The sequence below is a fragment of the Plantactinospora solaniradicis genome (genome assembly GCF_042658085.1).
Taxonomy (GTDB): Bacteria; Actinomycetota; Actinomycetes; order Mycobacteriales; family Micromonosporaceae; genus Plantactinospora; species Plantactinospora solaniradicis.
Genome location: NZ_JBHSPR010000007.1, coordinates 597,196 through 621,626 on the forward strand (window position 1 = coordinate 597,196; position 24,431 = coordinate 621,626).

The window sequence follows — 24,431 nt, forward strand, 5'->3', positions numbered from 1 at the left end:
GCTACGACAGGTCGAGCCGGAACAGCTCGGCGGCGTTGCGCCAGGCGACCCGCTCGGCCGTCTCCGCCGGCAGGTTCGCGGCCAGCACCGCCCCGTACGCGGCCGCCGGGTCGATCAGCGTCGCGTCGGTGCCGAAGAGCAGGCGCCGGGAATCCACCGCCGACACGACCGACGCGAACCGGCCGGCCCTGGTGTGTGAGAAGCACGGCTCCAGCCAGAGCCGGTCGACGGAGTTCGCCGCCTCCACCGCGTGGCGCCAGCCGTCGGCACCCATGTGCCCGGCGATCGCCCGCAGTCGGGGGATGTCGGCGCAGGCCTGGGCGAGGTCCAGCGGGGTGGGGCCCCAGGTGTGCACGAGCGCCGGCAGGTCGTACTCGGCGGCCATGGCCAGTGCCTCCCGGGTCTGCGTCGAGGTGACCGGCGATCCGGTGTAGTCAGTGTGGATCTTCACGCCGACGAAGTTGCCGGAGGGCAGCAGTTCGCGCAGGTCACGTTCGGCGTCGCCGAGCCGGCGCGGGTTCACCGTGAGGTAGCCGAGCAGTCGGTCGCTGCCCTCCAGTATCCGGGCCATCGCCCGGTTGCCGGCGGTCACGTCGTAGATGACCGCCTCGGTGGCCGAGACGACGGTGAGGTCGATGCCGTACCGGTCCATCACCGCGAGGTTGGTGGCGACGTCGCCGACCTCCATGCTGAAGAACCATGGGCCCCAGTGGCCGTGCACGTCGATGATCATGCGTCGAGTCCCAGGATCCGGTGGGCGTTACCGCCGGCCACCGCCGCCACGTCCGCCTTCTCGAGGCCGCTCCGGGCCAATCGCAGCCGGGGCACCACGGCCTCGTACAACGGGGTACGGGAGCCGTAGAGCAGCCGTTCGGCGCCGATCTGCGCGACCACGGTCTCCAGCGCGTCGGGCGAGTTGAGCAACCGGGTCGAGGTGTGGAACCCGGGCTCGTCCCTGGCCACGACGACGAAATCGCCCAGGTGGTAGAAGTGCGTGTCGAGGAAGACCACCGTCGCGCCACGCAGCGGGCGCCAGAACCGGCGTACGTCGCCGCCGGCCAGCACCACCAGTCCGGCCTCGGTCGCCCGCCGCGCCACGTGCCGCACCGACGGAAAGTCGGGCTCGACGTGCTGATCGTCGGGGAACAGCCGAACCGCCCGGAAGCCCCGCTCGGCGAGCCGGACGACCTCCCGCTCCGCGCCCAACGGGTCGCGCAGGTCGACTCCGCCGACGGGTACGACCCCGGGGCCGGTGAGGGCCGCTGTCTCGTCGTTGCCGCTCGGCACGTCGAACAGCGCCGCGCGCAGGCTGGCCACCGCAGCCCGCGCGATGCCGTTGGCGGCGAGGGTCGCGGCGACGTCGGCCGGCTCCCCGCTCGGTCCCGGGCAGTCGGCGTACCGCCCGACGAGGACGTCGATGTCGAGGCCGACCGGCGGCAGATCGTCGGCGGTGAACGGGTTCGCCGCGCCCCCGGGCCGGTTCCGGTCGTCGAGGGTGAACGGGGTCGCCGCGCCCCCGGGCCAGTTCACCTGATCGGTCACCGTGCCCCCGCCACCCGCAGTACCCGCTCCCGGTCCTGTTCGGACAGGGCGGGGCCGTGCGGGTCGGCCGCGTACTCCGCCGGGATCCGTCCCTCGCTGGCCGCGATCCAGAGCATCCGTCGCACGTACCCCTCCATCGGCTCGGTGAAGGTGACCTCGGCGAGCCGGTCGAGCCGCCCGGAGGCGGCGACGAACGCGGCGTACTCCTTGTCGGCGAAGGCCCGCAGCACCGCGGCGGTGACCGGCACCGCCGCGGCGGCGATGCCGACCAGGGCCGCCTGGGCACCCCACAACAGCGACGGGCCGAACATCCGGTCCTCGCCGGTCACCGCCAGGCGGTCGGCCCGGTTCGCGGCGGCGAGCGCCGCCTGGCAGGCGATCGCGTCGTGCAGTCGGGCGACCTTGAGCCCGGCGACTCCGGGGTGCTCCAGCAGCGCCGCCAGTTCGGGCCCGGGATACGGCCGGAGGTAGAGGTCGAAGGCGAGCATCGGCAGCCCGCTCGCCCGCCACACGGCGTCGTGGTGTCCGACCGGGTCGCCGGTCACCGGGAACACCAGCACCCCGGCGGCGCCCAGCTCGGCGGCCTGGACGGCCTCCGCCGCGACGCTGTCACCGGTCTCGTCGGACCGACCGCCCACCCCGACCAGGACCGGCACCCCGGTGCGGACCGCCGCCGCGATGATCTCGCCACGCGTGCTGGGATCGAGGTACGGGCCGCGCCCGGTGTGCGCCAGCACCGCCAGCGCGTCGGCCCCGTCGGCGACCAGTCCGCGCAGGTACGCCCCGGTGACCGCCGGATCCACCTCGCCGGTCGCGGTGGTCGGGGTGGCCGCCGCCGCGACGAGTCGCCACCGGAGCCGGTCCCGTAGCGCCGCCGCCCTCGCGTCGATCATGTTCGTCCCCCACCGTGCCCCGGTCGCCCGCTCACGCTGCTGAGCCCAATGGCTCGCTCGCTCCGCTCCCTCACGTCACCACCCCGCTCCGCACCGCTCACCCGGTCACCGCCGCCCGCACCGCCTGGGCGATCTGGTCGACGTGCGTGTCGGTGTAGCGCTCGTTCCAGTCGATCACCAACAGAGTCTGCGTGATCAGCCGCTCCGCGTTGGGCCGGGTCCCCCAGCCGAGCGCGGGCACACGGTCGGCGGGCGGCACGGTCAACGGGTAGCGGGAGCCACCGTAGGTCGGCGCCTCGACCAGGGCGGGAGCGCAGTGCAGCGGTTCGTCGAGATACCCGGCCCGCGCCGGTACGCCCGCCCGGGCCAGCGCGGCGGCGACCTCGTGGTTGGTCAGCGGTGGATCGAGCACGACCGGGAAGAGCCACCACGCGTGCCGGTCCGGATCGGCCGGTACGCGTACCCCGGGCAGGTCCGCCAGCGCGGCGGAGAGCCGACGCGCGGTACGGCGCCGGTCCGCCAGGACGCCCGGCAGCTTGCTCAACTGGGCGCGGGCGACCGCACCGGCCAGTTCGGTCATCCGGTAGTTCAGTCCGAGGCTCTCGTGCCGGCGCACACCGCCCTCACGTGGCCAGCCCTTGTCTGCGAAGAGCCGCATCCGGCGGGCCAGCGCCGCGTCGTCGGTGATGGTGAGACCCCCGTCGCCGCAGGTGATGTGCTTCCACTGTTGGAGGCTGAAGCAGCCGATGGTGCCGACGGTGCCGGCGAGGCGGTCGTCGGGGTACCGGGCGAGCCAGGCCTGCGCGCAGTCCTCGATCAGTGGAACACCGGCGGAGTCGGCGACCTCGCGCAGGCCGCTGGCCGGAGCGCCGAAGAGGTGGACCCCCAGGATCGCGCGGGTCCGTGGGCCGATCGCGGCGGTCACCGCGGCCGGGTCCAGGTTGCCGGTGTCGGGATCGACGTCGGCGAACACCGGTACGGCGTTCTGCGCGAGGATCGGTGCGACCGTGCCGAAATCGCTGATCGGGGAGGTGATGATCTCGTCGCCCGGGTCCGGCGCGACGGCGGCCACGGCCATGTGCAGTGCCGCGGTGCCGGAGCTGCACGCGACGGCGTGGGAGACTCCGTGCAGGTCGGCCATCTCCCGTTCGAGGGCGCGGACCTCCTTGCCCCACACCGCGCTCAGCATGCCCGACTGGAGAACCCGGGTGACGGCTTCGATCTCCTCCGTACCGAGCGTCCGGCCGCTGGAGTCGATCATGCTGGGGTACGACATCCACCCTCCCGGCTTCGCGGATACCGGACCAGACCGTAATCTGTTGGATGTGCGTCACGCAACCTGCATTGGAGGCTGAGGGTGGCCGTCGAGATCGGCATAGTCGGACCGCATGACCTGGTCGACGACGTCGCCGCTACCTGTGAGGAGCAGCCGGGGGTCGAGGCGCGTCGCTTCGACTACGACCACGAGTCGCAGGCCCCGGCGATCGTCGAGGCCCACGGCGGCCAGGTGACGGCGTGGCTCTTCACCGGAGTCGTCCCCTACGCCCTCGCCCGCGAGGCGGACGTGCTGACCCGGCCGGCGACGTTCGTCGACTACACCGGGGCCACCCTGCTCCAGGCCGCCGTACGCCTGTTGCGCGACGGCCACGACCCCGGCCTGATCTCCATCGACACGGTCACCACGGCGGACGTGACGACGACCTTCGCCGAGGCCGGTCTCCCCGTGGAGCGGATCCGTTCGCTGCCGTACCGCAACGGGCTGACCTCCGCCGATCTGATCGCCTTCCACCGCCGCCAGCGCCGTGGCGGCACTCCGGCCACGGTGGCGGTGACCTGCCTCAGCTCGGTGTTCGAGGTGCTGCGCCACGAGATGCCGGCGCTGCGCCTCGCGCCGTCGAACCACTCCGTACGGACCGCGCTGCGGCAACTGCTGTTGCAGGCCAGCAGTCAGGCGCAGGAGGACGCCCAGATCGCCCTCGGCCTGGCCGACGTGCCGGACGGCGACGAAGGGCTGCTCAAGGAGGTCGCGGCGCTCGGCGGAACGCTGGCCCGGTTCACCCGTGGAACCCACCTGATCGTGACGACCCGCGGGCCGCTGCACGACGCGACCGCCGGCTTCACCACACTGCCGATGCTCCGCCGCCTCACCGACCGGCACGACACCGTGCACATCGGCTTCGGGCTGGGTCGCAGCGCCGCGGAGGCGGAGAACCTCGCCCGCCGGGCGCTCAGCCGGGCCCGCCGGGTCGGATCCGCCGCGGCGGTGCTGTCGCTGCGTGGGGAGACCGACATCGTGCTCGAGTCGACCACCCCGGTGCCGCCGACGCAGGACGTCAACCTCGCCGTCATCGCGCAACGGGTCGGCCTCTCGGTGCCGACCCTGCTGCGGCTGCGCCAGGTGCGCCACGCCGTCGGTACCGCCCCGCTGACCACCCGCGAGGTGGCCGACCAGCTCAACGTGCAACAGCGGACGGCACGCCGGATGCTGCACCGGCTGGAACTCGCCGGCCTGGCCGAACGGACCGGCAATCTCGCCCTGGGCACCAGCGGTCGTCCGCTGACGCTCTACCGCCTCACCCTGTAACGAAGCCGCCTGACGGCGTATCGGACGGCTAGGCCAGCCACTCGTCGAGGTGTGCGGCCACGAAGTCGTCGTCGCGCAGGTGCGGATAGGCCCGGTGCACCCGGTCCAGCTCGGCGGACTGTCCCGGCGACAACTCCTCCGCCGGGTCCAGGCACCAGCGCCCGGCGAGCAGCCCCTGCCGGCGCAACACCTCCTGGATGCCGGGGATACAGCCGTGGTAGCCGTTGGCCGCGTCGAAGATGGCGGCGTTGGCGTCGGTGAGGTGACCGTCGAGGGTGAGCAGCCGGCGCAGTGTCGCGTCGTCACCAGCCCGGGCCCGGCGCGCCTCGTCCAGCAGCGAGACCGCGGTACGCGCCCAGACCGCCCACTGCCCGAGCAGGCCCCCGACGAACTCCACCTCGACCGGTCGGCCGTCGGAGATGACCCGGTGCGGCGCGACCAGGTCGGCCAGGATGTGGTCGTCGTTGCCGGTGTAGAGCGCGAGGTCGCTGTCGCGGCCGGCGGCGCAGACCCCGTGCAGCACGTCCAGGGTGCGGTACCGGTCGAAGGGGGCGACCTTGATCCCCACCACCGAGTCGAGCCCGGCCAGCCGGGTCCAGAACCCGCGCGACAGGTCCCGGCCACCCACCGCCGGTTGCAGGTAGAACCCGACCACCGGCAGCACCTCGCCGACGGCTCGGGCGCGCTCGACGAGACCGTCCTCGTCGAGGCTCGGGTCCGGCGACAGCAGCACCAGGTGGTAGCCCAGCGAGGCGGCGAGTTCGGCCTCGGCGACCGCCTGTGCCGTGGGTCCGCAGGCACCCGCCACGAGGACGGCGTCGGAGCCGGCGGCGGTTTCCGCCGCCAGCTCCAGCACCGGCGCCAGCAGCCCGACCTTCGGCTCGTGGATCGCGAACTGGGTGGTGTGTACGCCCACCGCGATCCCGCCCGCACCGGCCGCGAGGTAGTAACGGGTCAGCGCCCGCTGCCTCCGCTCGTCCAGGCGCCGCCGCTCGTCGAGGGCGAGCGGATGCGCGGGGATCACGCAGCCACGCCGGAACCGGGACAGGGCGGCGCTGTGCCGAGGGCTCGGGGCAGTCAGCACTGGCTCTCCTAGAACTTGCCGTCGCGGCGCTGGAATCCGGTCGGTTTGCCGAGCAACGGCAGCCCGTCGGCGACCCAGCCGGCCGTCTGTTCGACGAGTTCGCCGAGCGAGGTGTCCGGATAGCCGAAGAGCCGGTGGCAGAGCGTGGCGTTGGACAGCAGGGCGGTGGGTGCCTCGGTGCCGACGAGGACCGGTTCGCGGCCCAGCCGGGCACCGAGCGCGGTCGCGACCTGGCGGACCGAGACCAGCTCCGGTCCGGTCAGGTTCAGTACGAACGGCGGCGTGGCCGCGTGGTGCAACGCCCGGAGCGTGACCTCGTTGGCGTACCCCTGCCAGACGAAGTTGGCGTGTCCCATCGTCAGGTCGATCGGCTCCCCGGCGAGGACGGCGCGGGCGAGGTCGACGAGGACGCCGTAGCGCATCTCGACCGCGTAGTTGAGCCGGACCAGGGCCAGCGCGGTGTCGCCGTGCAGCGCGAAGTGGGTGAATATGCGCTCCCGGCCGAGGCAGGACATGGCGTACTCGCCGACCGGTGCGACGGGGGTCTGCTCGTCGCAGCCGCCGGAGGCGACCGGCACCAACGGATAGACGTTCCCGGTGCTGAGCGCGACCAGGCGTGCCCCGGCGAAGCGCTGTGCCACCCGGCCGGGCAGGTACGTGTTCGTGGCCCAGGTCGCGTGCTCCCGGCCCGAGGTGCCGAACTTGGATCCGACCAGGAACACGACGTTCGCGACCTGCGGCAGTGCGGCCAGCGAGTCGTCGTCGGCGATGTCCGCCTCGACCACCTCGGCGCCCGCGCCGCGCAGCGCGTCGGCCAGGCCCGGCTCAGAGAATCGGGAGACGGCGATGACCCGGGCGTCCGTGCCCGCGGCCGCGACGCCGCGCAGCGCCAACCGGACCAGGCTCGGCCCGAGCTTGCCTCCGGCGCCGAGGACCAGGATGTCGCCGTCGAGTTTGCGCAGATCGTCCACGAGCACGTCGCGTGGGCGCGACAGTCGCTCCTCGAGCTCCGCCAACGATCGCATTCGATGCAACCCCTTCCGATTAACGGCCCTGACCGTAACCGTGGGCGGGAGAGGTCGTCAAGGTCCGGACCGCCGACCGCGGGTTCCGTCGAACGCCCGGTGAGCCGAGGCCGGTGGTCAGTGGTGGGCGCGTGCCGAAGCCAGTACGCCCAGTACGGCCCGCGTCTGCGCCCACGGGACCGGACTCGCCGCCCCGCCGACCATGGCGAGGAACGCCTCGATGGTGGCCCGGTAGCCGAGCTCGTCCTCTCCGCCGTGCAGCGCGACGCGTCGTTCCCCTGTGGACGTGTGGACCGTGACCTCGTACGCCTCGCCCTCGCTGACCCCGAGCACCTCGACGGTGCCGGGCACGCCGTCGGACCACTGGAGGGTCAGCAGACCGGTGTCCTCGGAGCGCAGGGTGTCGTAGCTGCGGGTCGCGGTGGCCGCGCCGACCAGCCGGACGGCCGGCCCCAGCAGTGCGACGAGGAGCTCCACGCCGTGCAGGCCCATCATGACCAGCGTTCCGCCGCCGATGGCGGGATCGTCCTGCCACGGGTTGTAGCCGGTGGCCCAGAGCCCGACATCGTGCCGCACCGTCGCGCGCACCGCCAGCACCTCCTCGCGCGGTACGGCGAACGCGGCGAAGTCCGGCGCGAAGCGGAGCACCGAGGTGGACAGGACCAGCTCCGGCGCTGTCGAGACGACCCGGCCGAGTTGGTCCAGTTGTTCGACCGTGGCAGCGGCGGGCTTGTTGACGAAACAGGGCAGCGCCCGGTCGAGCACCTGGGCGAGCGCCCCCGGCACCTGCGGTGGCGGCACGGTCAGCACCACCCCGTCCGGCCGACTGTCCAGCAGCGCGGCGAGGTCCGGCGCCACGGTGGCGTCCGGATGCTCGTCCAGGAACCGGGCGAGCCGCTGCGGATCCGGCTCCCAGACCACCAGGTCGGCGTGCCGGCGCAGGGTCCGGGCGTCGGCGTAGGGATGGCTGGTGGCCAGCCCGGCGATCGAGATGCGCATGACCGCAGAGGCTACTCATGGCGGCTGCGGCCACGCCACCGCTGGTCAACGAGGTGCACGGGTGTGGAAAGGCGGCTGTCTCACACCCCGCTCGGGCTGACCAGTCCAGTCTCGTAGGCCACGACGACGGCCTGGACGCGGTCGCGGAGTCCCAGCTTGGCGAGGATGCGGGCGACGTGGGTCTTGACGGTCGCCTCGGACAGGCAGAGCTGGGCGGCGAGTTCGGCGTTGCTCAGGCCCTGGGCCAGCAGGCGCAGGACCTCGAGTTCGCGTGGGGTCAGCGCGGACAGGTCGCGGTGGATCGCGGCGGTGTCGGCGCTGCGGCTGGCGAACCTTTCGACGAGACGCCGGGTGATGGCGGGCGCCAGCAGCGCGTCGCCGGAGCGGACCATGCGGACGGCGGCGACCAGGTGTTCGGGGGTGACGTCCTTGAGCAGGAAGCCGCTGGCACCGGCGGACAGCGCCGCGTAGACGTAGTGGTCGAGGTCGAACGTGGTCAAGATGATCACGCGCGGTTCGTTGCTGGCACCGGTGAGGATGCGCCGGGTGGCTTCCAGCCCGTCCATCTCGGGCATCCGGACATCCATCAGGACGACATCGGGCAGCGTACGCCGGACCGCCTCGACGGCCTCGGTACCGTTGGTCGCTTCCGCGACGACGTCGATGGCGTCGGCGGTCAGGATCATCCGGAAGCCGGTACGGACCAGCGCCTGGTCGTCGGCGACGACGACGCGCAGTGGACCGGTCATGGCGCCTCCAGCGGGATCTCTGCGGTGACCCGGTAGCCGTCGGTGAGGCGTCGCCCGGTGTGCAGGGTACCGCCGTAGACCGCCAGGCGCTCCCGCAGGCCGATCAGCCCACGACCGTTGCCGTTCGCGGCGGAGACGTCGGGACCGCCACCGGTGTCGCTGACCTCGACCCGGAGTTGGTCGGTGCGGTACTCGACAAGCACCGTGGCCGTCGCGCCGGTGGCGTGCTTGACCGTGTTCGTCAGCGCCTCCTGGACCACCCGGTAGGCGGTCAACTCGACGCCGGGCAGCAGGGGACGGGGTTGACCGGTCACGGTCAGCTCGACCGGTATCCCGGTGTCGCGCACGCGCTGCACCAGTGCCCCCAACCGGTCGAGGCCCGGCTGCGGCGCCAGGCCGGCCGTGGCGGCCGGCTCGGGTCCGTCACTGTCCATGGTCAACAGCCCCATCACGTGGCGTAGTTCGGCCATCGCCGCCCGGCCACCGGCCTCGACGGCGAGGAGCGCCTCCCGGGCCTGACCAGGGCTGGTCGGCATGATCTTCCGGGCGGCGCCGGCCTGGATGACCATGACGCTGACGTTGTGCGTCACCACATCGTGCAGCTCACGGGCGATCCGGGCGCGTTCGTGCTCGGCGGCGCGGCGCAGCGCCTCCGCCTGCTCGCGTTCCAGCGCGGAAAGCCGGGCGCGGTCCTCGTCGGCGCGGCGTTTCCACCGCCGCAGGCCGTTCGCCGCGACGCCGATCGGGATCAGGATCAGGAACGAGACGGCATTTTCCGGGACGGTGGGCACCGCCGGTTCGCGAAGCTGGGTGTAGAGGTAGGCCGCCATCGGCAGGCTGGCCAGCGCCGGTACTCGGTAAGGGCTGTAGACGGCGGCCGTGTAGGCGGCGATGACGCAGGCATAGAAGGAAACCCTCAGCGCGGCGTTGTAGTCGTGCGCCAGGGGGGCCGTGCCGAGGACGATCCACAGCACCGCGAGCGGATACCGGCGGCGAAACACCAACGGCAGCACCACCACGAGGAGCATCACGACGGTCCAGCCGATCTCGTAGTCCTCGATCGGCAGAAACGGCTCGGCCACCGGATGGGGCGGCCGGATCGGCGGCATGGGCAGGTCCGAGTCGTTCAGGACGACGACCGACCGGCGTTCCGCGCCGCGGTCGTTGCCCTCCATGACCGCGGCGAGGACGAGGCTCAGCGCCACGATCACGTCAAATATCTGACCACGCCACGAGAGCGGTGGCAGCGGACCGGACGGGCGCAGCAGCAGCCTGAGCCCGGTCCGCAGCCGACCGGCCACCGCCACGTTCATCACCAGGCCATTCTCGCCAACGTTCCCGGGCCGCGACATCGGCCGAGCCGACCACCCCGGCTACCTCCGTCGACTACATCGCAGGGATGACGCCCGCCCGCCTCATCCCTACCTGGTACCGAATCTGCCTCCGACGGCCGACGCGCACGTTCCCGGAGCGGATCTAGCTTCAGCCAGCCAGATGTGTGTACGAATTCGAAGGAGATCCACCATGACCGTGCCGGTGATCGAGTTGAGTGCTGTGAGCCGCAGGTACGACGAGGGGCCGCCAGCGCTGGATGACGTGTCGCTGAGGATCACCGCCGGAGAGGCTGTCGCGATTCTCGGACCGTCCGGCAGCGGCAAGTCCACGCTGCTGAACCTGGTCGCCGGACTGGACCGGCCGAGCAGCGGCACGGTGACCGTGGATGGTGTCCGCGTCGACGAGTTGGGGGAAGCCGGTTCCGCACGCTACCGCCGGGCGAAGGTCGGCATGGTGTTCCAGTTCTTCAATCTCCTGGACGACCTGACCGTCGCCGACAACGTCATGCTGCCGGCGCAGCTGGCCGGGATGGCCCGTGGTGCGGCGCGGCGCCGCGCGGCGGAACTGCTCGGCGCGCTCGGCATCGACCGGCACGCCGGCGCCTACCCGGGCCGGCTGTCCGGCGGTGAGCGGCAGCGTGTCGCGGTGGCCAGGGCCCTGATGAACCGGCCGGCGCTGCTGCTGGCCGACGAACCGACCGGCGCGCTGGACACCGCCTCCGGCGAGGAGGTCCAGCAACTCCTCAACGACCTGCACACCGACGGCCAGACCATCGTCCTGGTCACCCACGACCTGGCCCTGGCCAAGTCGTGCGCGACCCGCACCGTCCAACTCGTCGACGGTCGGGTCGCCGCCGACACCGCCATGGAGCCGGTCCGATGAGCGAGCGTAGCGAGCGAATCAGCCGGCTCAGGGGAGGCTCATCGAAACGCCGAGCGAAGCGAGGCGGGGCGATGAACGAGCGGAGCGAGCGAGTCAGCCGGCTCAGCAAGGCTCACCGGAACGCCGAGCGAAGCGAGGCGGGCCGATGAGCGCCTTGGGTGGGGTGGTCCGCTCCGGCGTGGGACGTCGCCGCGTGCAGACGGTCGTGATCGGGCTGGTCGTGATGATCGCGGTATCGGCAGCCGTGCTGGGCGGGTCGCTGATGGTGGCCTCCAGGGCACCGTTCGACCGGGCGTTCGCCCAGCAGCGCGGCGCGCACCTGACCGCACAGTTCGACGCGACCAGGACCACGGCCGCGCAACTGTCGGCGTCCGCGAACGCCACCGGCGTCACCGCGGCCGCCGGACCGTTCCCGACCGCGTCGATCACTCCGGTCGACCGTCGTGGTCGAGAGATGGAATCGATCACCGTGGCCGGACGGGCCGACCCGGGTGGACCGGTCGACGCCGTCACGCCGACCGAGGGGCGCTGGGTGACCGGCCCCGGCGAGATCGTGCTGCACACCGACAGCCGACTCCCAGAGGTTCTACAGCCGGAGGTCGGCGACGTGCTGCGACTGCCGGACCTTCCCGGCAGCCCCACCCTGACAGTGGTCGGGGTGGCCCGGTCCGTCAGCGAGACCGCCGGCGGCTGGGTGACCCCCGAACAGATCACGGCACTGACGGCTCCGGGCGCGACCGGCGGGTACCAGATGCTCTACCGCTTCGCCACGGACGCCACGGCCACGCAGGTCGACGCCGGCCGCGCCGCGGTGGAGGCGAGCGTCCCGGCGGGGGCGTTGACCGGCACGCGGTCCTGGCTCACCACCAGAACCAACAGCGCCGGGAACACGGTGCTGCTGGTGCCGTTCCTCATCGCGTTCGGCGTGCTCGGCGTACTCATGGCCATCCTCATCATCGGCAACGTCATCACCGGCGCGGTCAGCACCGGCACGCACCGGATCGGCATCCTCAAGGCCCTCGGGTTCACCCCCGGCCAGGTCGTCCGGGCCTACCTGGTCCAGGCGTTGATCCCCGCCATGGCCGGCGCCGCGCTCGGCGTCGTCGCCGGCAACCTCCTGATCATCCCGATCCTGGCGCAGACCAACGAGGTCTACGGCACGGCAGACTCCGGCGTCGCCCCGTCGGTCAACATCGTGGTGATCGCCGGGGCGCTGGCTCTGGTCGCAGTGACCGCGTGGGCGGCGGCGTCACGGGCCGGAAGGCTGCGCACCGTCGACGTACTCGCTGTCGGGCGCACCCCGGGCCCCGGCCGCGGCCAGTGGGCGGCCCGGCTGGCCGCACGACTCCCGCTACCCCGACCGGTGACCCTCGGCCTGGCCCACCCGTTCGCCCGTGCCCTGAGGTCGGCCACGATCATCGCGGCGATCGCGTTCGGCGCCGCCGCCGCGACCTTCGCCGTCGGACTGGGCACCTCCCTGAACAAGGTCCAGGCTTCGGAAAGTCATGGCGACGTCATCGTCCACCCGGGCGGCCGGATGGCCAAACCACCGCCCGGAAGCGGACCCGGGGTCGCCCCGGGCCCGCCGCAGGCGCCGGACCCCGTGGCCGTCGCCACGGCGATCACCGCACAGGCCGGAACCAGCGGATACAGCGGCGCCGTCGAGACAGAGGTGACCACCGCCGGGCTCACCAGCGCCCTCGACACCCTCGCGTTGACCGGCGACAACTCCTCCTACGGCTACGAGATGGTCTCCGGTAGGTGGTTCACCCAACCCAACGAGATCGTCGTGGCCAAGCCGTTCCTGACTGCCACCCAGACCCAGGTCGGCGACACCATCGTGCTGACCAGCCACGGCACACAGATCACCGTCCGCATCGTCGGCGAGGCCTTCAACATCCAGTCCAGAGGCATGCAGATCCTCACCGCCGTCGCGACGCTCACGGCCGCCGAACCGGAGTTGCGGCCCATGACCTACGAGATCACCCTCAAGACCGGCACCGACCCGGCCGCCTACGTCGAGGGCCTGAACACCGCGCTGGCGTCGGCGGGGGCCACCGCGGAGATCGCCGAGGACGAGATCCCCGAAGTCCTCATCGTCATCAACACGCTGACCACCCTCCTCACCCTGATGCTGATCACCGTCGCCGCGCTGGGCGTACTCAACATGGTCGTCCTGGAGACCCGGGAACGCGTTCACGACCTCGGCGTACACAAGGCGCTGGGGATGACCCCACGGCAGACCATCGCCATGGTCATCGCCTCGGTCGTCGTCACCGGCCTGATCGGTGGCGCGATCGGCGCGCCCGTCGGCGTGGTCCTGCAGAAGCTGATCGTCGGCGAGATGGGCCGGGTCACGGGCTTCGACCTACCCGCCTCGGTCATCAACATCTACCACCCCGCCGAACTGGTGCTGTTCGGCCTCGGGGGCCTCCTCATCGCCGTCCTGGGTGCGCTCCTACCCGCCGGCTGGGCCGCTCGGACCCGTACCGCCACCGCACTACGCACCGAATAGCACCGCGGTCCCGAACGACGGGTACGCCGGGTGTCGTCCGCGAGGTGGCCGCGGACGGCACCCGGCGACCCGCCACCCCTGCTGCCGCGACGCTCAGCCCATCCGGTCAAGGTCCTGCGGAAGCACCTCGTGCCGCAGCGGTTCGCCGCCCAGGAACCGTCGCAGCTCCGCGAGGACGATCTCGCCGGCCCGGCGACGCGATCCGACCGTACCCGCGGCCTCGTGCGGGGTCAGCAGGACGTTCGGCAACCGGCGCAGCGGATGGTCGACGGGCAGCGGCTCCTCGTCGAACACGTCCAGCGCGGCGTCGATTCGACCCGAGCGTAGGGCGGCCAGCAGCGCGTCGCCGTCCACCAGCGCCGACCGGGCGGTATTGACCAGCAGACCGCAGTCGGGCAGCAACGCGAGTTCCCGGGCGCCGATCATGCCGGCGGTGCCCGGCAGCACCGGCGCGTGCAGGGACACCACGGCCGAGCCGGCGAGCAGTTCGTCGAGCCCTACCCGCCGGACGCCGAGCCCGTCGGCGTCCGGGCCGGTCAGGAACGGGTCGCAGACGACCACCTGCCCGCCCAACGCGCGGACCAGTGCGGCGTACGCCCGTCCGGTGCGCGACGCCCCCACCACCCCGACGACGCTGCCGCGCAGTTCCCGGCGGGGCGGAGCGGTCTTCGCGACCGCCCATTCGGCACCGGTACGCAGGGAGTGGTCGAACCGGTGCACCCGGTGGAGGAGGGCCAGGGTCAACCCGAGCGCCTGCTCCCCCACCGCGTACGCCATCGCGTCGCCGGCCTGCGTCACCCGAACCGGCCGGGCGAAGGAGGCCGGCGTGGTGTACGGCTTGACGGAGGCACCGGTGTGGGCGAGCAGCCGGAGCCGGGGCGCGGCGGCGAGCACCGGCGCCGACAGTGGCGCGCAGCCCCACGAGGTGACGACGATCGCCGCGTCGCGCAGCAGGGTCGCGAGGACGGCCGGGTCGCCGAGATCGGCTCCGTCCGGTGGCAGGCGTACCGGGCCGAGGGAGGTCAGTTCCTTCCAGAGTGTTCCGGGGAAGAACAGCGAGCGCAGTGCCGGCGGGGCGGCCACGGCGATGGTGCGCGCCGCGCCGGCCGCTGGTCCACCGTGCTCCGGTTCCGCCCCGCTCCCCCGGTTCACCCCTTGATTCCCGAGGTGGCGATTCCCTCGGTGAAATATCGCTGTCCGACCAGGTACGCCATGAAGATCGGCACGAACGCGATGACCGAGCCGGCGAGGAGCATGTTCAGCGGCACGTTCTCCTGTTGCAGCGAGGCGATGCCGGTGGTCAGGGTGCGCATGTCGGTGCTCTGCCCGACGATGAGCGGCCAGAGGAAGTCGTTCCAGTGCCACAGGAACACGAAGACCCCGAGGGTGGCGAGGATCGGTTTGATCAGCGGCAGCACGATCGACACGTACACCCGCCATTCCGAGCAGCCGTCGAGCCGGGCCGCCTCGAACAGCGAGTCGGGCAGCGACGCGATGAACTGGCGCATCAGGAACACCGCCTGCGCGTTGGCCAGGGTCGGCAGGATCAGGCCCCAGTAGGTGTCCACGCCGCCCAACTCGGAGATGATGATGAACGTCGGGATCATGGTGACGTGGTACGGCACCATCAGCATCGCGAGGAACGACCAGAACATCGTCTCCTTGCCCGGGAAGCGCTTCTTGGCGAACGCGTACCCGGCCAGCGACGACAGCAGCAGCACGCCGACCACCGAGACCACCGAGTAGACCAGGGTGTTGCCGACCCAGCGCAGCACGCTCTTGGCCCCGAACACCGAGTCGTACGCCTCGGCCGAGAACGGCCACGGCAGCAGACTGTCGGGAAAGGTGACCGGTCCGGTCGGCTTGAACGACAGCACCACCATCGCGTAGAAGGGGAAGAGCGTGATCGCCGCACCGACCACCAGCAGCACGGTCCGGACGAGCTGCCAGGAGCGGCTGGCCCGGTGGGGCCGGTAGGGTCGCCGGCCACGCCCCGACGGGATCGACGGGGCGGGCGCGGCGGCCGGTGGCACCAGGGTTTCGGTCAATTGTCCCTCCCCAGGGTCAGGCGCTGGATCAGCGCCACGACGACGGTCATCACGAACAACGCGACTCCGATCGCGCTGGCGTAGCCGAGGTCGAAGTACCGGAATCCCTGGTCGTAGAGCAGGTAGACGAGGGTGTAGCTGGCCCGCACCGGGCCGCCGCCGGTCATCACGTAGATGGTGTCGAAGACCTGGAAGGACACGGTCGTCTCGATGATGGCCACGAAGAACAGCGCGGGTCGCAGCTGCGGCAGGGTCACGTACCGGAACCGCTGCCAGGCGGACGCGCCGTCGGTCAGCGCCGCCTCCTCCAACTCGGCCGGGATCGCCTGTAGCCGGGCGAGCAGGATCAGCATCCCGTATCCGAACCGGGACCACACCGAGACGAACACGAGCGCGGGGATCACCAGGAAGCTGTCGGCCAACCACGACCCCGCCGGCAGGCCGAGGCCGGCCATCAGGCCCGACCACGGCCCGCCCTCGGAGAACACCCAGGTGAAGACCACCCCGGCGAGGACGAGGCTGGTCACGACGGGCAGGAAGAAGATCGACCGGAAGATCTTCGCGCCCCGGAACGCCCGCCGGGTCAGCAGCGCCATCCCCAGCGAGGCGAGCATCGACAGCGGTACGGAGAGCAGGGTGAAGATCACCGTCACCCGTACCGCCGACCAGAAGGTGGGGTCGTCGACGAGCCGGCGGAAGTTCTCCAACCCGACCCAGCCGGTGTCACCGCCGATCGTGTAGTCGGTGAAGCCGAGCACCACCCCGGCGATCGCGGGCCCGAACCGGAACACGACGAAGAGCGCCAGGCACGGCAGGATGAAGAGCAGTGCCGTTCCCGCCTCCCGTGCCGACGGGCGACGCAGGCGTCGACGACGGTGGTCGGGCAGCGCGACCATGTCCATCACCTTTCTCGCGGTTCGTGGGAGGTCCGGCCCGTCGTCCCCGTACTAGCCGAGCAGCGGGGCGGCGGCCTTGGCCGCGTCGCTCAGGGCCTGGTCCACCGACTTCTTGCCCAGCAGGGCCGCCTGGATCTCCGGAGCGAGCACGCCCATCACGTCCCGGGCCTTCTCGTGCAGCGGCCCGACGGTGGTCATGCCGACGTACTTCTCCTGCTCGCCGAGGACGGGATCCCCGGCGTAGAGCGTGCCGGCGGACTTCTTCGCGGCGAAGAAGCCGGAACTGGTGTCGTACTTCCTGGCGATGTCGACGCCGGAGACGAACGCGATCCACTTGCCCGCGGCCTCCTTGTCCGCGGCGCCCCTGAGCATGGCGAGCGAGCCGACGGTGCCGTACCCGATCTGCCTGGCCTCGGTCATCGGCGGAAGGACCTTGATGTTCTCCTTGCCCCAGAAGCCCTCCACCTGCTGCGGCTCCATGTGCCAGACGCAGGCCACCTTGTTCTGGGCGATCCGGGTCTGCTCGATCGACGGCGCCGTGGTGAGCAGGCTCTTGTCCAGGTATCCGCCGTCGACGAGTTGCTTGACGAAGGTGAGTGCCTTCCGGCCGGCGTCGCTGTCGAAGGCCACCGACTTGCCGTCCGGGCTGAACACCTCGCCGCCGGCCTGCCAGAGCAACGGATAGAAGGTCTGGTTGAGGGTGTTCTTCACCTCTCCGGCGTAGGCGGTCATGTCGTAGCCCTTGGCCTTGAACGCGGGCGCCATGCCGAGGATGTCGCTCCAGTTGGTGGGGTACGTCGTCTGGCCGACGGCGTCGAAGACCTTCTTGTTGCAGATCATCGTCACGGCGCTGGTGAGGACGGGTGCGCCCATCATCTTGCCGTCGATGGTGACGGAGGTGAGGACGTTGTCGAGGTAGTCGCTCCGGGCGGCGTCGTCCAGGTACGCGTCGACCGGCTCGATGTTGCGGGCGTACTTCGGCAGCTGGTCGGGGATGAGGTAGACGACGTCGGGTCCCTTGTTGCCGGCGATGGCGGTGGCCAGCGCCTGGTCACGGTTCGCCCACGGGAAGATCTCCGTCTTCACCTCGATGTCCGGGTGTTGCCCCGTGAAGGCGGTGACGGTCTCGTCCCAGAAGGCCCGGTGCTTCGCCTCGTCGGCGATCACCGGGTACATCCACATCGTCACGGTCTTCTTGTCCGAGTCCTCGGACCCTCCACAGGCGGTTGCCGCGAGCACGGTGACGAGCGCCACCGCAACGGCTGACAGGCTCTTCCGAACACGCATCCCGCATCCTCCCAGGTGAGCTTGGTTCGAAGTAGGTTAACTTACGGTCCGGGCCGATACTAGATGCACGAAGATCAAATATGACGTCGTCAGGCCATCCACGCCCGATTTCCTTATCGGACAGTGCCGTAACCGCCGTATGCCGGGTCCGGGCCGGACAGTGACCCGTCCGGCCCGGACCCGGCACCCCCCTCGCGACGCGCTACCCGCCGACGCCGGACCGTGCCGCCGCCACCAGGATCGCGCCCATCTCGGCTGCCGTGATCGTCTTCGCCCGGACGAGTCGTCCGGTGACGTGTACGACGTGGACCAGGAAGGCGGCCCGACTGTCCCAGGTCGCCTCGTCCCGGATCAGGTCGTTGACCGTGCAGCCGTCCGTGCCGTACCGGTTGCGCACCCGGGAGTCCACGGCCCCCGTCAGCACCGTGGCCCGCAGGTCCGAACCCCGGCAGCCGTCCGCCTCCGGTACGTAGCGCAGCAGGTTCGAGCCGTACTGCACCGCCCCGTTGGGGGCCTTGACCCCGTTGCGGAACCACAGGTTGCCCTGCCCGTCCTGGGTGAGCCGGTACGTCTGCGCGTCCCGGATCACCGTGACCGCCTTGGAGAGCGGGTCGATCCGGAGCAGATAGCCGTCGAGCGAGGCGTAGACGTGCTCGTCGGCGGGGTTGACGACCAGCTCGTCGTGCGCCCCGGTGTGGTTCCCCGGCACGTCCAGACGATGCACGGTGGCGCCGGTCGCCGGGTCGAGAACGAACAGTTCACCGTCGGCCAGGCCCCAGACCATGCCGTCCGGTCCCGGGGCGACCGAACTGATCGCGAACGCCCCCGGCACCGGGGTGTACTCCGCGATCTTCTCGCCGGTCGCCAGGTCCGCGGTGAAGAGCTTCGCCTCCGTCGCCCTCGGCTCGGTGCCCCCGCCGCCACCGATCGTGCTGCCGGCCCAGAGCCGGTCACCGATCACGGACAGGGCGATGACGGCCTGGTCGGGAATGATGTCCCGGTGGGTGGTCCGGGTGCCGGTCGCGATGTCGTACACGGTGAGCGCGCCACCCCACAGCCCGTAGTCCGGGGTGCTGCCGACGAAGAGCTTCGAGCCGGCCGAGGCGAACGCGATCGGCCGGTTCTGCCCGTCCGGCTGCATCCGGAACAGCTCACGCGGGTTGGTGCCGGACTGGTACGGCCGGGCCGGGTCGTACTCCAGCACCCCGCCGTACGGGTAGACGCCCTGGTACATCAGCCCGTCGTGCCAGCCGAACCCGTCGGTCTGGCCGATCCGCCCCACGTTGGTCGTCACCCCGGTCGCCGGATCGAGCACGGCCATGTTGCCGTTGATGTAGAGGTTCGTGTAGACCCGGCCGTCCGGGCCGGCACTGATGTTGTTGATGTCCAGGGCCTGCGGCGGGAACGGCAGCCGGTACCGCTCGCTCGCCCCGGTTGCCGGGTCGTACCAGAGCGCCTGACCCGAGTAGTTGCCGATCGTGGCGTGCAACCGGCCCGCCACGAACCCGAACCCGATGCTCGCCCCAGCCGTGGCCAGTGGCGCACCGGCGCCGTCCGGGGCCGGACCGTAGGTGTCGGTCGGCAGGTCGTAGCGCCAGAGCTGGCTGCCGGAGGTGAAGTAGACCGACCGGCCGTCCGGGGCCAGCGCGGAGGTGCCGCGCGAGTTCATGGTGAACCCGTCGGCCAGCACCGCCCCGGAGTCGGGGTCGAGCACGAGGGCCTGCTGTTGACTCCGCTTGACGAAGAGCTTGCCGCCGACCAGGTTGACGTCGTACGGATAGCTCGCGTCGCCGCGCAGCACCTCCGGCCAGATGTCCCGCTTCTCCCCCGTCGTCAGGTCGAGCCGGACGAGGTGGCCGTGGCTCCCGATCGCCGCCCACAACACGTTCCGGGCGGCGTCGACGGCGGTGTCGACGACGTACTGCTCGCCGGGATACATCGCGCCGTAGTCGCGGAACCCCTCCGTCGGCGAGTAGGAGAAGACGTGCGCGTCCGGATAGGTGCCGCCGTAGATCCGGCCGTCCGTACCGGACCGGAGGCCGTACAGGTAGCCCTGCCCGGCGACCGGTGCACCGAGATCCGTGGTGACCCGGGTGCGGGGATCGTAGGAGTAGACGTGCGCGTTGGGGTAGCTGCCGGCGTACACCATGCCGTCGCTGGCCTGGGTGATGCCCCAGGCGCCCGAGGATTCGTGCAGGTACGCCGTGTCGAGCAGTTCACGGGTCACCGGATCGGTCACGCTGAGCACTCCCGGCGATCCCATCTGGACGCCGTAGGCGACCGGGCGGTCGTCGGCCCCGGTGCCGTAGTGGGTCTCGAAGACGGTCAGGGCGGTCTGCTGCACCCCGAAGTCCGTGACGGTCCCGGGGTCGGCATTGGCCGGCGCGACCCGGACGGGGATCGGAGCGGCCTGGACGGGGGTCGGAGCGGCCTGGACGGGACCGGCGGGCAGTACGGCGGCGGTGACCGCCAGGGCGACGGTGGCGGGCAGGACGATTCGACACGACAACGACACGAGTGACTCCCTCGTTCCGGCGGGTGCCCGGAGACCCTATTACGGGCGCGGCCGAAACTCCATAGTCGATGATGAATCGATCCGAAGCTGCCAGCGACCATCGGCTTGTGGATCATCCGGCGACGGGGGTGGGGTGAATTACGCCCGGACCGAAACCATGGGCGTCCGGCGATTCCGGTGCGGTGTCCCGCTCCGGCCGGACCGGGACGGGCAACCGCAGCCACGGAAGGCCGACGGCCGGCGGTCCTACACAGGGCCACCGGCCGTCGGCAGTGATCGCCGCCGCGCTCAACCGGACACGGTCACCCGGTACAACTGCGGCCCGTCGCCGAGCAACAACCGCCCGTCCGGGTGTACCGCGAGAAACTCGGCCGACTGGTCCAGCAACTGCGTCGAGGTGCCGGCCGCGACGTCCACCCGGAACAGCAGGCGATTGCCCACCAGCGCGTACAGCACGTCGGCGGTGGCGTCGTAGCCGAGCCGACCCCGGCTGTCGGAGACCCCCGGGGCGAGCTGGACCCGCCGCACCACCGACCGGGAGGCCACGTCGACGGCGAAGAGCTGCCCGCCGGCCAGCCCCCACAGCAGCCCCGACCGGTCGACGACCAGCGCCGGAACGGCCTTCGCACCCAGCACCGGAACGATCTCGAACGCCTTGGCGTCGCCGGCGGTGTTCCAGCCGAACAGGCGGGCCTCGGTCTGGGTGGGCGCCGGCACGCTGTACCCACCGTCGATCGAGGTACCGCCGACGATCAGACCGCCGGCGTACGCCAGAGCAACGATCGACGAGTCGGTGACCACCGGCCGGTGCACCGTCGACGCCCCGGTCGCCTTGTCCACGATGGCGAGCGCGCCGCCGAGTGTCGTGTTCGGCATCGTGCCGTAGGCGACCTTGTCCCCGGCGTCGGTCAGCACCCGCGCCCGCACCTGGTCGGAGGACTTCAGGTCGACCAGCTTCACCGGGTTCTCCGGAGTGCCGGGCAGCGAGGGCGAGTACTCCGAGCTGTTCCACTGCTGGCCCGGGTCGTACCGGTACAGGCGCGAGTCGGGGTACGCACCCAGATAGACCTGACCGTCGGTCTCCAGCACGCCCTCCACCTGGGCGAAACGCTGGAAGTCCGACACGCCGGTATCGATGTCGACCCGGGCGAGACCGCCGTTGAGGTAGCCACCGGCGTACACGGTGCCGGACGCGCCGACGTGCAGCGCCGCGAGGGGAATCGGCTCGCCGGGCACGTCGGTGCGCAACACCTCCGACCGGCCGGTCAACGGGTTGTACCGGAACATGTCGCCGCGCCAGAGCAGCCCGACCAGGGTGCGTCCCGGCCACTTCCGGTCGGCGAGGGTGACCCATCCGATGCCCCGGTTGTTGACCACCCGGCCGGGGAAGGCCAGCCCGGTGTCGGTGAACCTGCGGGTCCCGGGGTGGTATCCGACGAGCCGGCCGGCACGGGTGAAGTAGACCAGGCCACCCGGTCCGGGCTCGGCGACGTCCAGCCCGGCCACGTCGGGGATCAGGTCGGTCCACTTGCGACGTTTGATGTCGTACACCCCGAGGTCGCCGTTGATGGCCGAGCCGAACCGGGCGTACACCCGGCCGTCGTGGACGTTGAGGTCGTACACGGTCGTGCCGACGCCGTCGCCCAGCTCGGCGGGTAGTGGTAGCTCCCGGCGCTTACCGGTGGTCTTGTCGATCTCGAAGAGGTGGGCGTCCGGCTGGGTACCGGCGTAGATCTTGCCACCGCCGACCGCGAGGCTCCGGACGTACTGCGCGCCAGGGAGCACCTGGCCGTAGTCCCGGCTGCGACCGGTGCCGGGATCGTAGGAGAAGACCCTCGCGCCGGGAAAGGTGCCGCCGTAGACGATGCCACGCTCGTCGACCGCGAGCCGCCAGATGTACGTCTCGGACGGCAGCGGCCGCCCGAGGTTCTCGATCGGACTGTCCGGGCCCGGCTTCCGCCGGTACAGGTCGCCGGTGTTGTACGCGCCGACGTAGACGGTGCCGTCCGGTGCGGCGGCGACCGCGTACGAGCCGGGGGCGCCGGTGAGGTCCTGGGTGGACACCGTCCGGCCGGTGCCCGGATCGATCGCCACCAGCCGGGCCGGCTCGCCGGACACCGCCGACCAGAGCACCGGCCGTCCGGTCGGGCCCGGTGCCACGGTCCCGCCGATCAACAGGACGTCCCGCAGCGGAATGCCGAGGGGGTCGACGGTGACGGTCGGGGCCTCCGACGTCGCCGCCTCGGCCGCCGGTACGCCGGACATGGTCAGCGCCACCGTCAGCGCGGTGAGCAGGCCGGTGACTCTACGAGTGCTGCGCATGGGCGCCTACTTTCCTGGCTACGGGCCGTCAGTAGCATCATCGATTGAGTAACGGAGGGAGCCGTAATCACCCGACACCGAAAAAGACCGGCGTCAGCTCGCACACCTGATCGCCAGAAAGCCGCCCCCGGATTCGCCGGCCCCGTCAAACCCCCAGCCGGCAACCCCAACACCCCAACAACCAACACCCACCAACCCAATTACGGCCACGCCCGTAACCAGACTAGGTGGGTGCCCAACCGACGTCAACGGCCGGTGAGGAAGGGGCCCTTCTTATCGTTTTCTGTATAAGAAGGGCCCCTTCCTCACATCTCAACCGCGGCGTTGCGGAAGGCGTCGAGGGCGCGGCCGATGTCGCTGTCGCTCGTCTGCCAGTTGGTGACCGACAGGCGGATCGCCCGTCGACCGTCGACCGTCGTTCCGCTCAGCCACGCCTCGCCGCTGTCGATCACCCGGCGGAGGACCCCGTCGGTCGTCCGGTCGTCGTCGAACCGGAACAGCACCTGGTTGAGCACGACCTCGTTCAACACCTCGCAGCCGGGTACGGCGGCGAGTCCGTCGGCGAACGTCCGGGCGTGCGCGCAACTCCGCTCCACCAGGTCCGCGACGCCCCGTTGCCCGAGGGACCGCAGCGCCGCGTAGACGGCGAATCCCCGGGCCCGTCGCGAGAAGGCGGGCGTCCAGTCCATGGCGTCCCGTGGTTGCCCCGGACCGCCCTGCACCAGGTAGTCCGCGGTGGCGGTCATCGCGGCCCGGTGCGAGTCCGGGTGGGCGCAGAAGGCCAGGCCCGAGTCGTACGGGACGTTCAGCCACTTGTGTGCGTCGAAGGCCCACGAGTCGGCGCGCTCGACGCCCCTGACGAGGTGGCGCAATGCCGGGCTGGCAGCGGCCCACAGGCCGTAGGCCCCGTCGACGTGCAGCCACGCTCCGGTGCCGGCGACGGCGTCGGCGATCTCGTCGAGGTCGTCGACGGCGCCGGTGTTGACCTCACCGGCCTGGGCACAGACGATCGTCGGCGTGCCGGCGGCGGCAAGTTCCTCCCGCAGTCGGGACACCTCCATCCGGCCGGAGCCGTCGACCGGAAGGACCCGCAGGGACGCCCTCCCGATGCCCAGGAACCGCACGGCGCGGTCGACGCTCACGTGCCGTCGTGCCCCGACGATGACCCGAATGGACGGCGATCCGCCCAGGCCCAGTTCTTCGACGTTCCAGCCGACCGCGTCCAGGACGTGGTGTCGGGCCGCGGCCAGGCAGGTGAGGTGGGCCGTCTGGCAGCCGGTGACGAAGGCGAACGACGCGTCCGCCGGCAGCCCGAGCAGGGCAGCGAGCCAGGCACCGGTCACCTCCTCGACGACGGACGCGGCCGGACCACACGCGTAGAAGCCGGGACACTGGTCCCAGACGGAGGTGAGCCAGTCGGCCGCGACGGCGGCCGGCAGTCCTCCGCCGATCACGAAGCCGAAATAGCGACCCGAGGGCATCGCGACCAGCCCGGGCTCGGCCGCACGGGCCAGATCCTCGACCACCGTCAGTGGATCGACGGAGCCGACCGGGAGCGGGCCACCGAGCCGGGAGCGCAGCTCGCCGAGGGTCGCCGACGCGGCCACCGGCCGCCGGTCGAGCGACCGGAGCCAGTCCGCCGCGATCTGGGCCGTCCGGGCGAACAGCTCGGCCGGCACGGCGGCCGGCGGACGGGATGCGCTGCTGAGATGCGTTTCCATCGGTGATTCCTCCACACTGGCTGGCGGTGTCAGC

Annotated in this window: 19 protein-coding genes; 3 read left to right on the top strand and 16 right to left on the bottom strand. The window is 71.4% G+C overall.

Translation table 11 applies throughout. From position 1 onward, the window contains the following. Nucleotide 1: 1 nt before the first annotated feature. From ACFP2T_RS08665 to ACFP2T_RS08680, 4 genes are all read right to left on the bottom strand, one after another. The gene (locus ACFP2T_RS08665) at nt 2-733 is read right to left on the bottom strand and encodes an amidohydrolase family protein (RefSeq protein WP_377419482.1); all 732 of its coding nucleotides are present in this window, start codon (nt 731-733) and stop codon (nt 2-4) included. Next, nucleotides 730-1,542 (bottom strand): amidohydrolase family protein, encoded by an 813-nt coding sequence (locus tag ACFP2T_RS08670; RefSeq protein WP_377419484.1) that lies wholly within the window; start codon nt 1,540-1,542, stop codon nt 730-732. The genes ACFP2T_RS08665 and ACFP2T_RS08670 overlap by 4 nt, the downstream gene beginning before the upstream one ends. Then, a complete protein-coding gene (locus ACFP2T_RS08675) occupies nt 1,539-2,435 on the bottom strand; it encodes a dihydrodipicolinate synthase family protein (protein WP_377419486.1) in 897 nt (298 codons plus the stop codon). The genes ACFP2T_RS08670 and ACFP2T_RS08675 overlap by 4 nt, the downstream gene beginning before the upstream one ends. Nucleotides 2,436-2,532: 97 nt before the next feature. Continuing rightward, the gene (locus ACFP2T_RS08680; protein ID WP_377419488.1) at nt 2,533-3,711 is read right to left on the bottom strand and encodes a DegT/DnrJ/EryC1/StrS family aminotransferase; all 1,179 of its coding nucleotides are present in this window, start codon (nt 3,709-3,711) and stop codon (nt 2,533-2,535) included. An 81-nt stretch (nt 3,712-3,792) separates the two neighbouring features. Here ACFP2T_RS08680 and ACFP2T_RS08685 point away from each other — a divergent pair, with 81 nt between their 5' ends. Beyond that, nucleotides 3,793-5,019 carry a hypothetical protein gene (locus ACFP2T_RS08685; RefSeq protein WP_377419490.1) on the top strand — a complete coding sequence of 409 codons (1,227 nt, stop codon included), beginning with the start codon at nt 3,793-3,795 and terminating at the stop codon, nt 5,017-5,019. Nucleotides 5,020-5,047: 28 nt separating this feature from the next. Here the strand turns inward: ACFP2T_RS08685 and ACFP2T_RS08690 are convergent, their stop codons facing one another. The 5 genes from ACFP2T_RS08690 to ACFP2T_RS08710 form a co-directional block, all read right to left on the bottom strand. Continuing rightward, nucleotides 5,048-6,103 (bottom strand): dihydrodipicolinate synthase family protein, encoded by a 1,056-nt coding sequence (locus ACFP2T_RS08690; protein WP_377419492.1) that lies wholly within the window; start codon nt 6,101-6,103, stop codon nt 5,048-5,050. 8 nt (nt 6,104-6,111) lie between these two features. After that, nucleotides 6,112-7,119, bottom strand: a complete 1,008-nt coding sequence (locus ACFP2T_RS08695; RefSeq protein ID WP_377419494.1) for an NAD-dependent epimerase/dehydratase family protein — start codon at nt 7,117-7,119, stop codon at nt 6,112-6,114. 126 nt (nt 7,120-7,245) lie between these two features. Continuing rightward, on the bottom strand, nt 7,246-8,127 hold the full coding sequence (locus ACFP2T_RS08700; RefSeq protein WP_377419496.1) for a Gfo/Idh/MocA family protein: 882 nt from the start codon (nt 8,125-8,127) through the stop codon (nt 7,246-7,248). Between the two features lie 80 nt (nt 8,128-8,207). Beyond that, the gene (locus tag ACFP2T_RS08705; RefSeq protein ID WP_377419498.1) at nt 8,208-8,876 is read right to left on the bottom strand and encodes a response regulator; all 669 of its coding nucleotides are present in this window, start codon (nt 8,874-8,876) and stop codon (nt 8,208-8,210) included. Further along, nucleotides 8,873-10,189 (bottom strand): sensor histidine kinase, encoded by a 1,317-nt coding sequence (locus tag ACFP2T_RS08710; RefSeq protein ID WP_377419951.1) that lies wholly within the window; start codon nt 10,187-10,189, stop codon nt 8,873-8,875. The genes ACFP2T_RS08705 and ACFP2T_RS08710 overlap by 4 nt, the downstream gene beginning before the upstream one ends. A 211-nt stretch (nt 10,190-10,400) precedes the next feature. Between ACFP2T_RS08710 and ACFP2T_RS08715 the strand changes: the two genes are divergently transcribed. Continuing rightward, on the top strand, nt 10,401-11,093 hold the full coding sequence (locus ACFP2T_RS08715) for an ABC transporter ATP-binding protein (protein ID WP_377419500.1): 693 nt from the start codon (nt 10,401-10,403) through the stop codon (nt 11,091-11,093). A 145-nt stretch (nt 11,094-11,238) separates the two neighbouring features. Beyond that, nucleotides 11,239-13,608, top strand: coding sequence for an ABC transporter permease (locus ACFP2T_RS08720; protein ID WP_377419502.1), 2,370 nt, complete (start codon nt 11,239-11,241; stop codon nt 13,606-13,608). A 93-nt stretch (nt 13,609-13,701) separates the two neighbouring features. On the opposite strand, the gene ACFP2T_RS08725 is transcribed toward ACFP2T_RS08720, so the two are convergent. The 7 genes from ACFP2T_RS08725 to ACFP2T_RS08755 form a co-directional block, all read right to left on the bottom strand. Beyond that, the gene (locus ACFP2T_RS08725) at nt 13,702-14,760 is read right to left on the bottom strand and encodes a hydroxyacid dehydrogenase (protein WP_377419504.1); all 1,059 of its coding nucleotides are present in this window, start codon (nt 14,758-14,760) and stop codon (nt 13,702-13,704) included. Continuing rightward, complete coding sequence (locus ACFP2T_RS08730; RefSeq protein WP_377419506.1) at nt 14,757-15,656, bottom strand: carbohydrate ABC transporter permease; 900 nt, start codon at nt 15,654-15,656, stop codon at nt 14,757-14,759. The genes ACFP2T_RS08725 and ACFP2T_RS08730 overlap by 4 nt, the downstream gene beginning before the upstream one ends. After that, nucleotides 15,653-16,552 (bottom strand): carbohydrate ABC transporter permease, encoded by a 900-nt coding sequence (locus tag ACFP2T_RS08735; protein WP_377419508.1) that lies wholly within the window; start codon nt 16,550-16,552, stop codon nt 15,653-15,655. The genes ACFP2T_RS08730 and ACFP2T_RS08735 overlap by 4 nt, the downstream gene beginning before the upstream one ends. A 51-nt stretch (nt 16,553-16,603) precedes the next feature. Next, a complete protein-coding gene (locus ACFP2T_RS08740; protein ID WP_377419510.1) occupies nt 16,604-17,839 on the bottom strand; it encodes an ABC transporter substrate-binding protein in 1,236 nt (411 codons plus the stop codon). A 202-nt stretch (nt 17,840-18,041) separates the two neighbouring features. Beyond that, entirely contained in the window at nt 18,042-20,354 is a 2,313-nt protein-coding gene (locus tag ACFP2T_RS08745) for a hypothetical protein (protein WP_377419512.1), read from the bottom strand. A gap of 288 nt (nt 20,355-20,642) precedes the next feature. Continuing rightward, the gene (locus ACFP2T_RS08750) at nt 20,643-22,676 is read right to left on the bottom strand and encodes a ligand-binding sensor domain-containing protein (protein ID WP_377419513.1); all 2,034 of its coding nucleotides are present in this window, start codon (nt 22,674-22,676) and stop codon (nt 20,643-20,645) included. Nucleotides 22,677-22,981: 305 nt separating this feature from the next. Continuing rightward, on the bottom strand, nt 22,982-24,397 hold the full coding sequence (locus ACFP2T_RS08755) for a pyridoxal phosphate-dependent decarboxylase family protein (protein WP_377419515.1): 1,416 nt from the start codon (nt 24,395-24,397) through the stop codon (nt 22,982-22,984). Between the last annotated feature and the right edge of the window lie 34 nt (nt 24,398-24,431).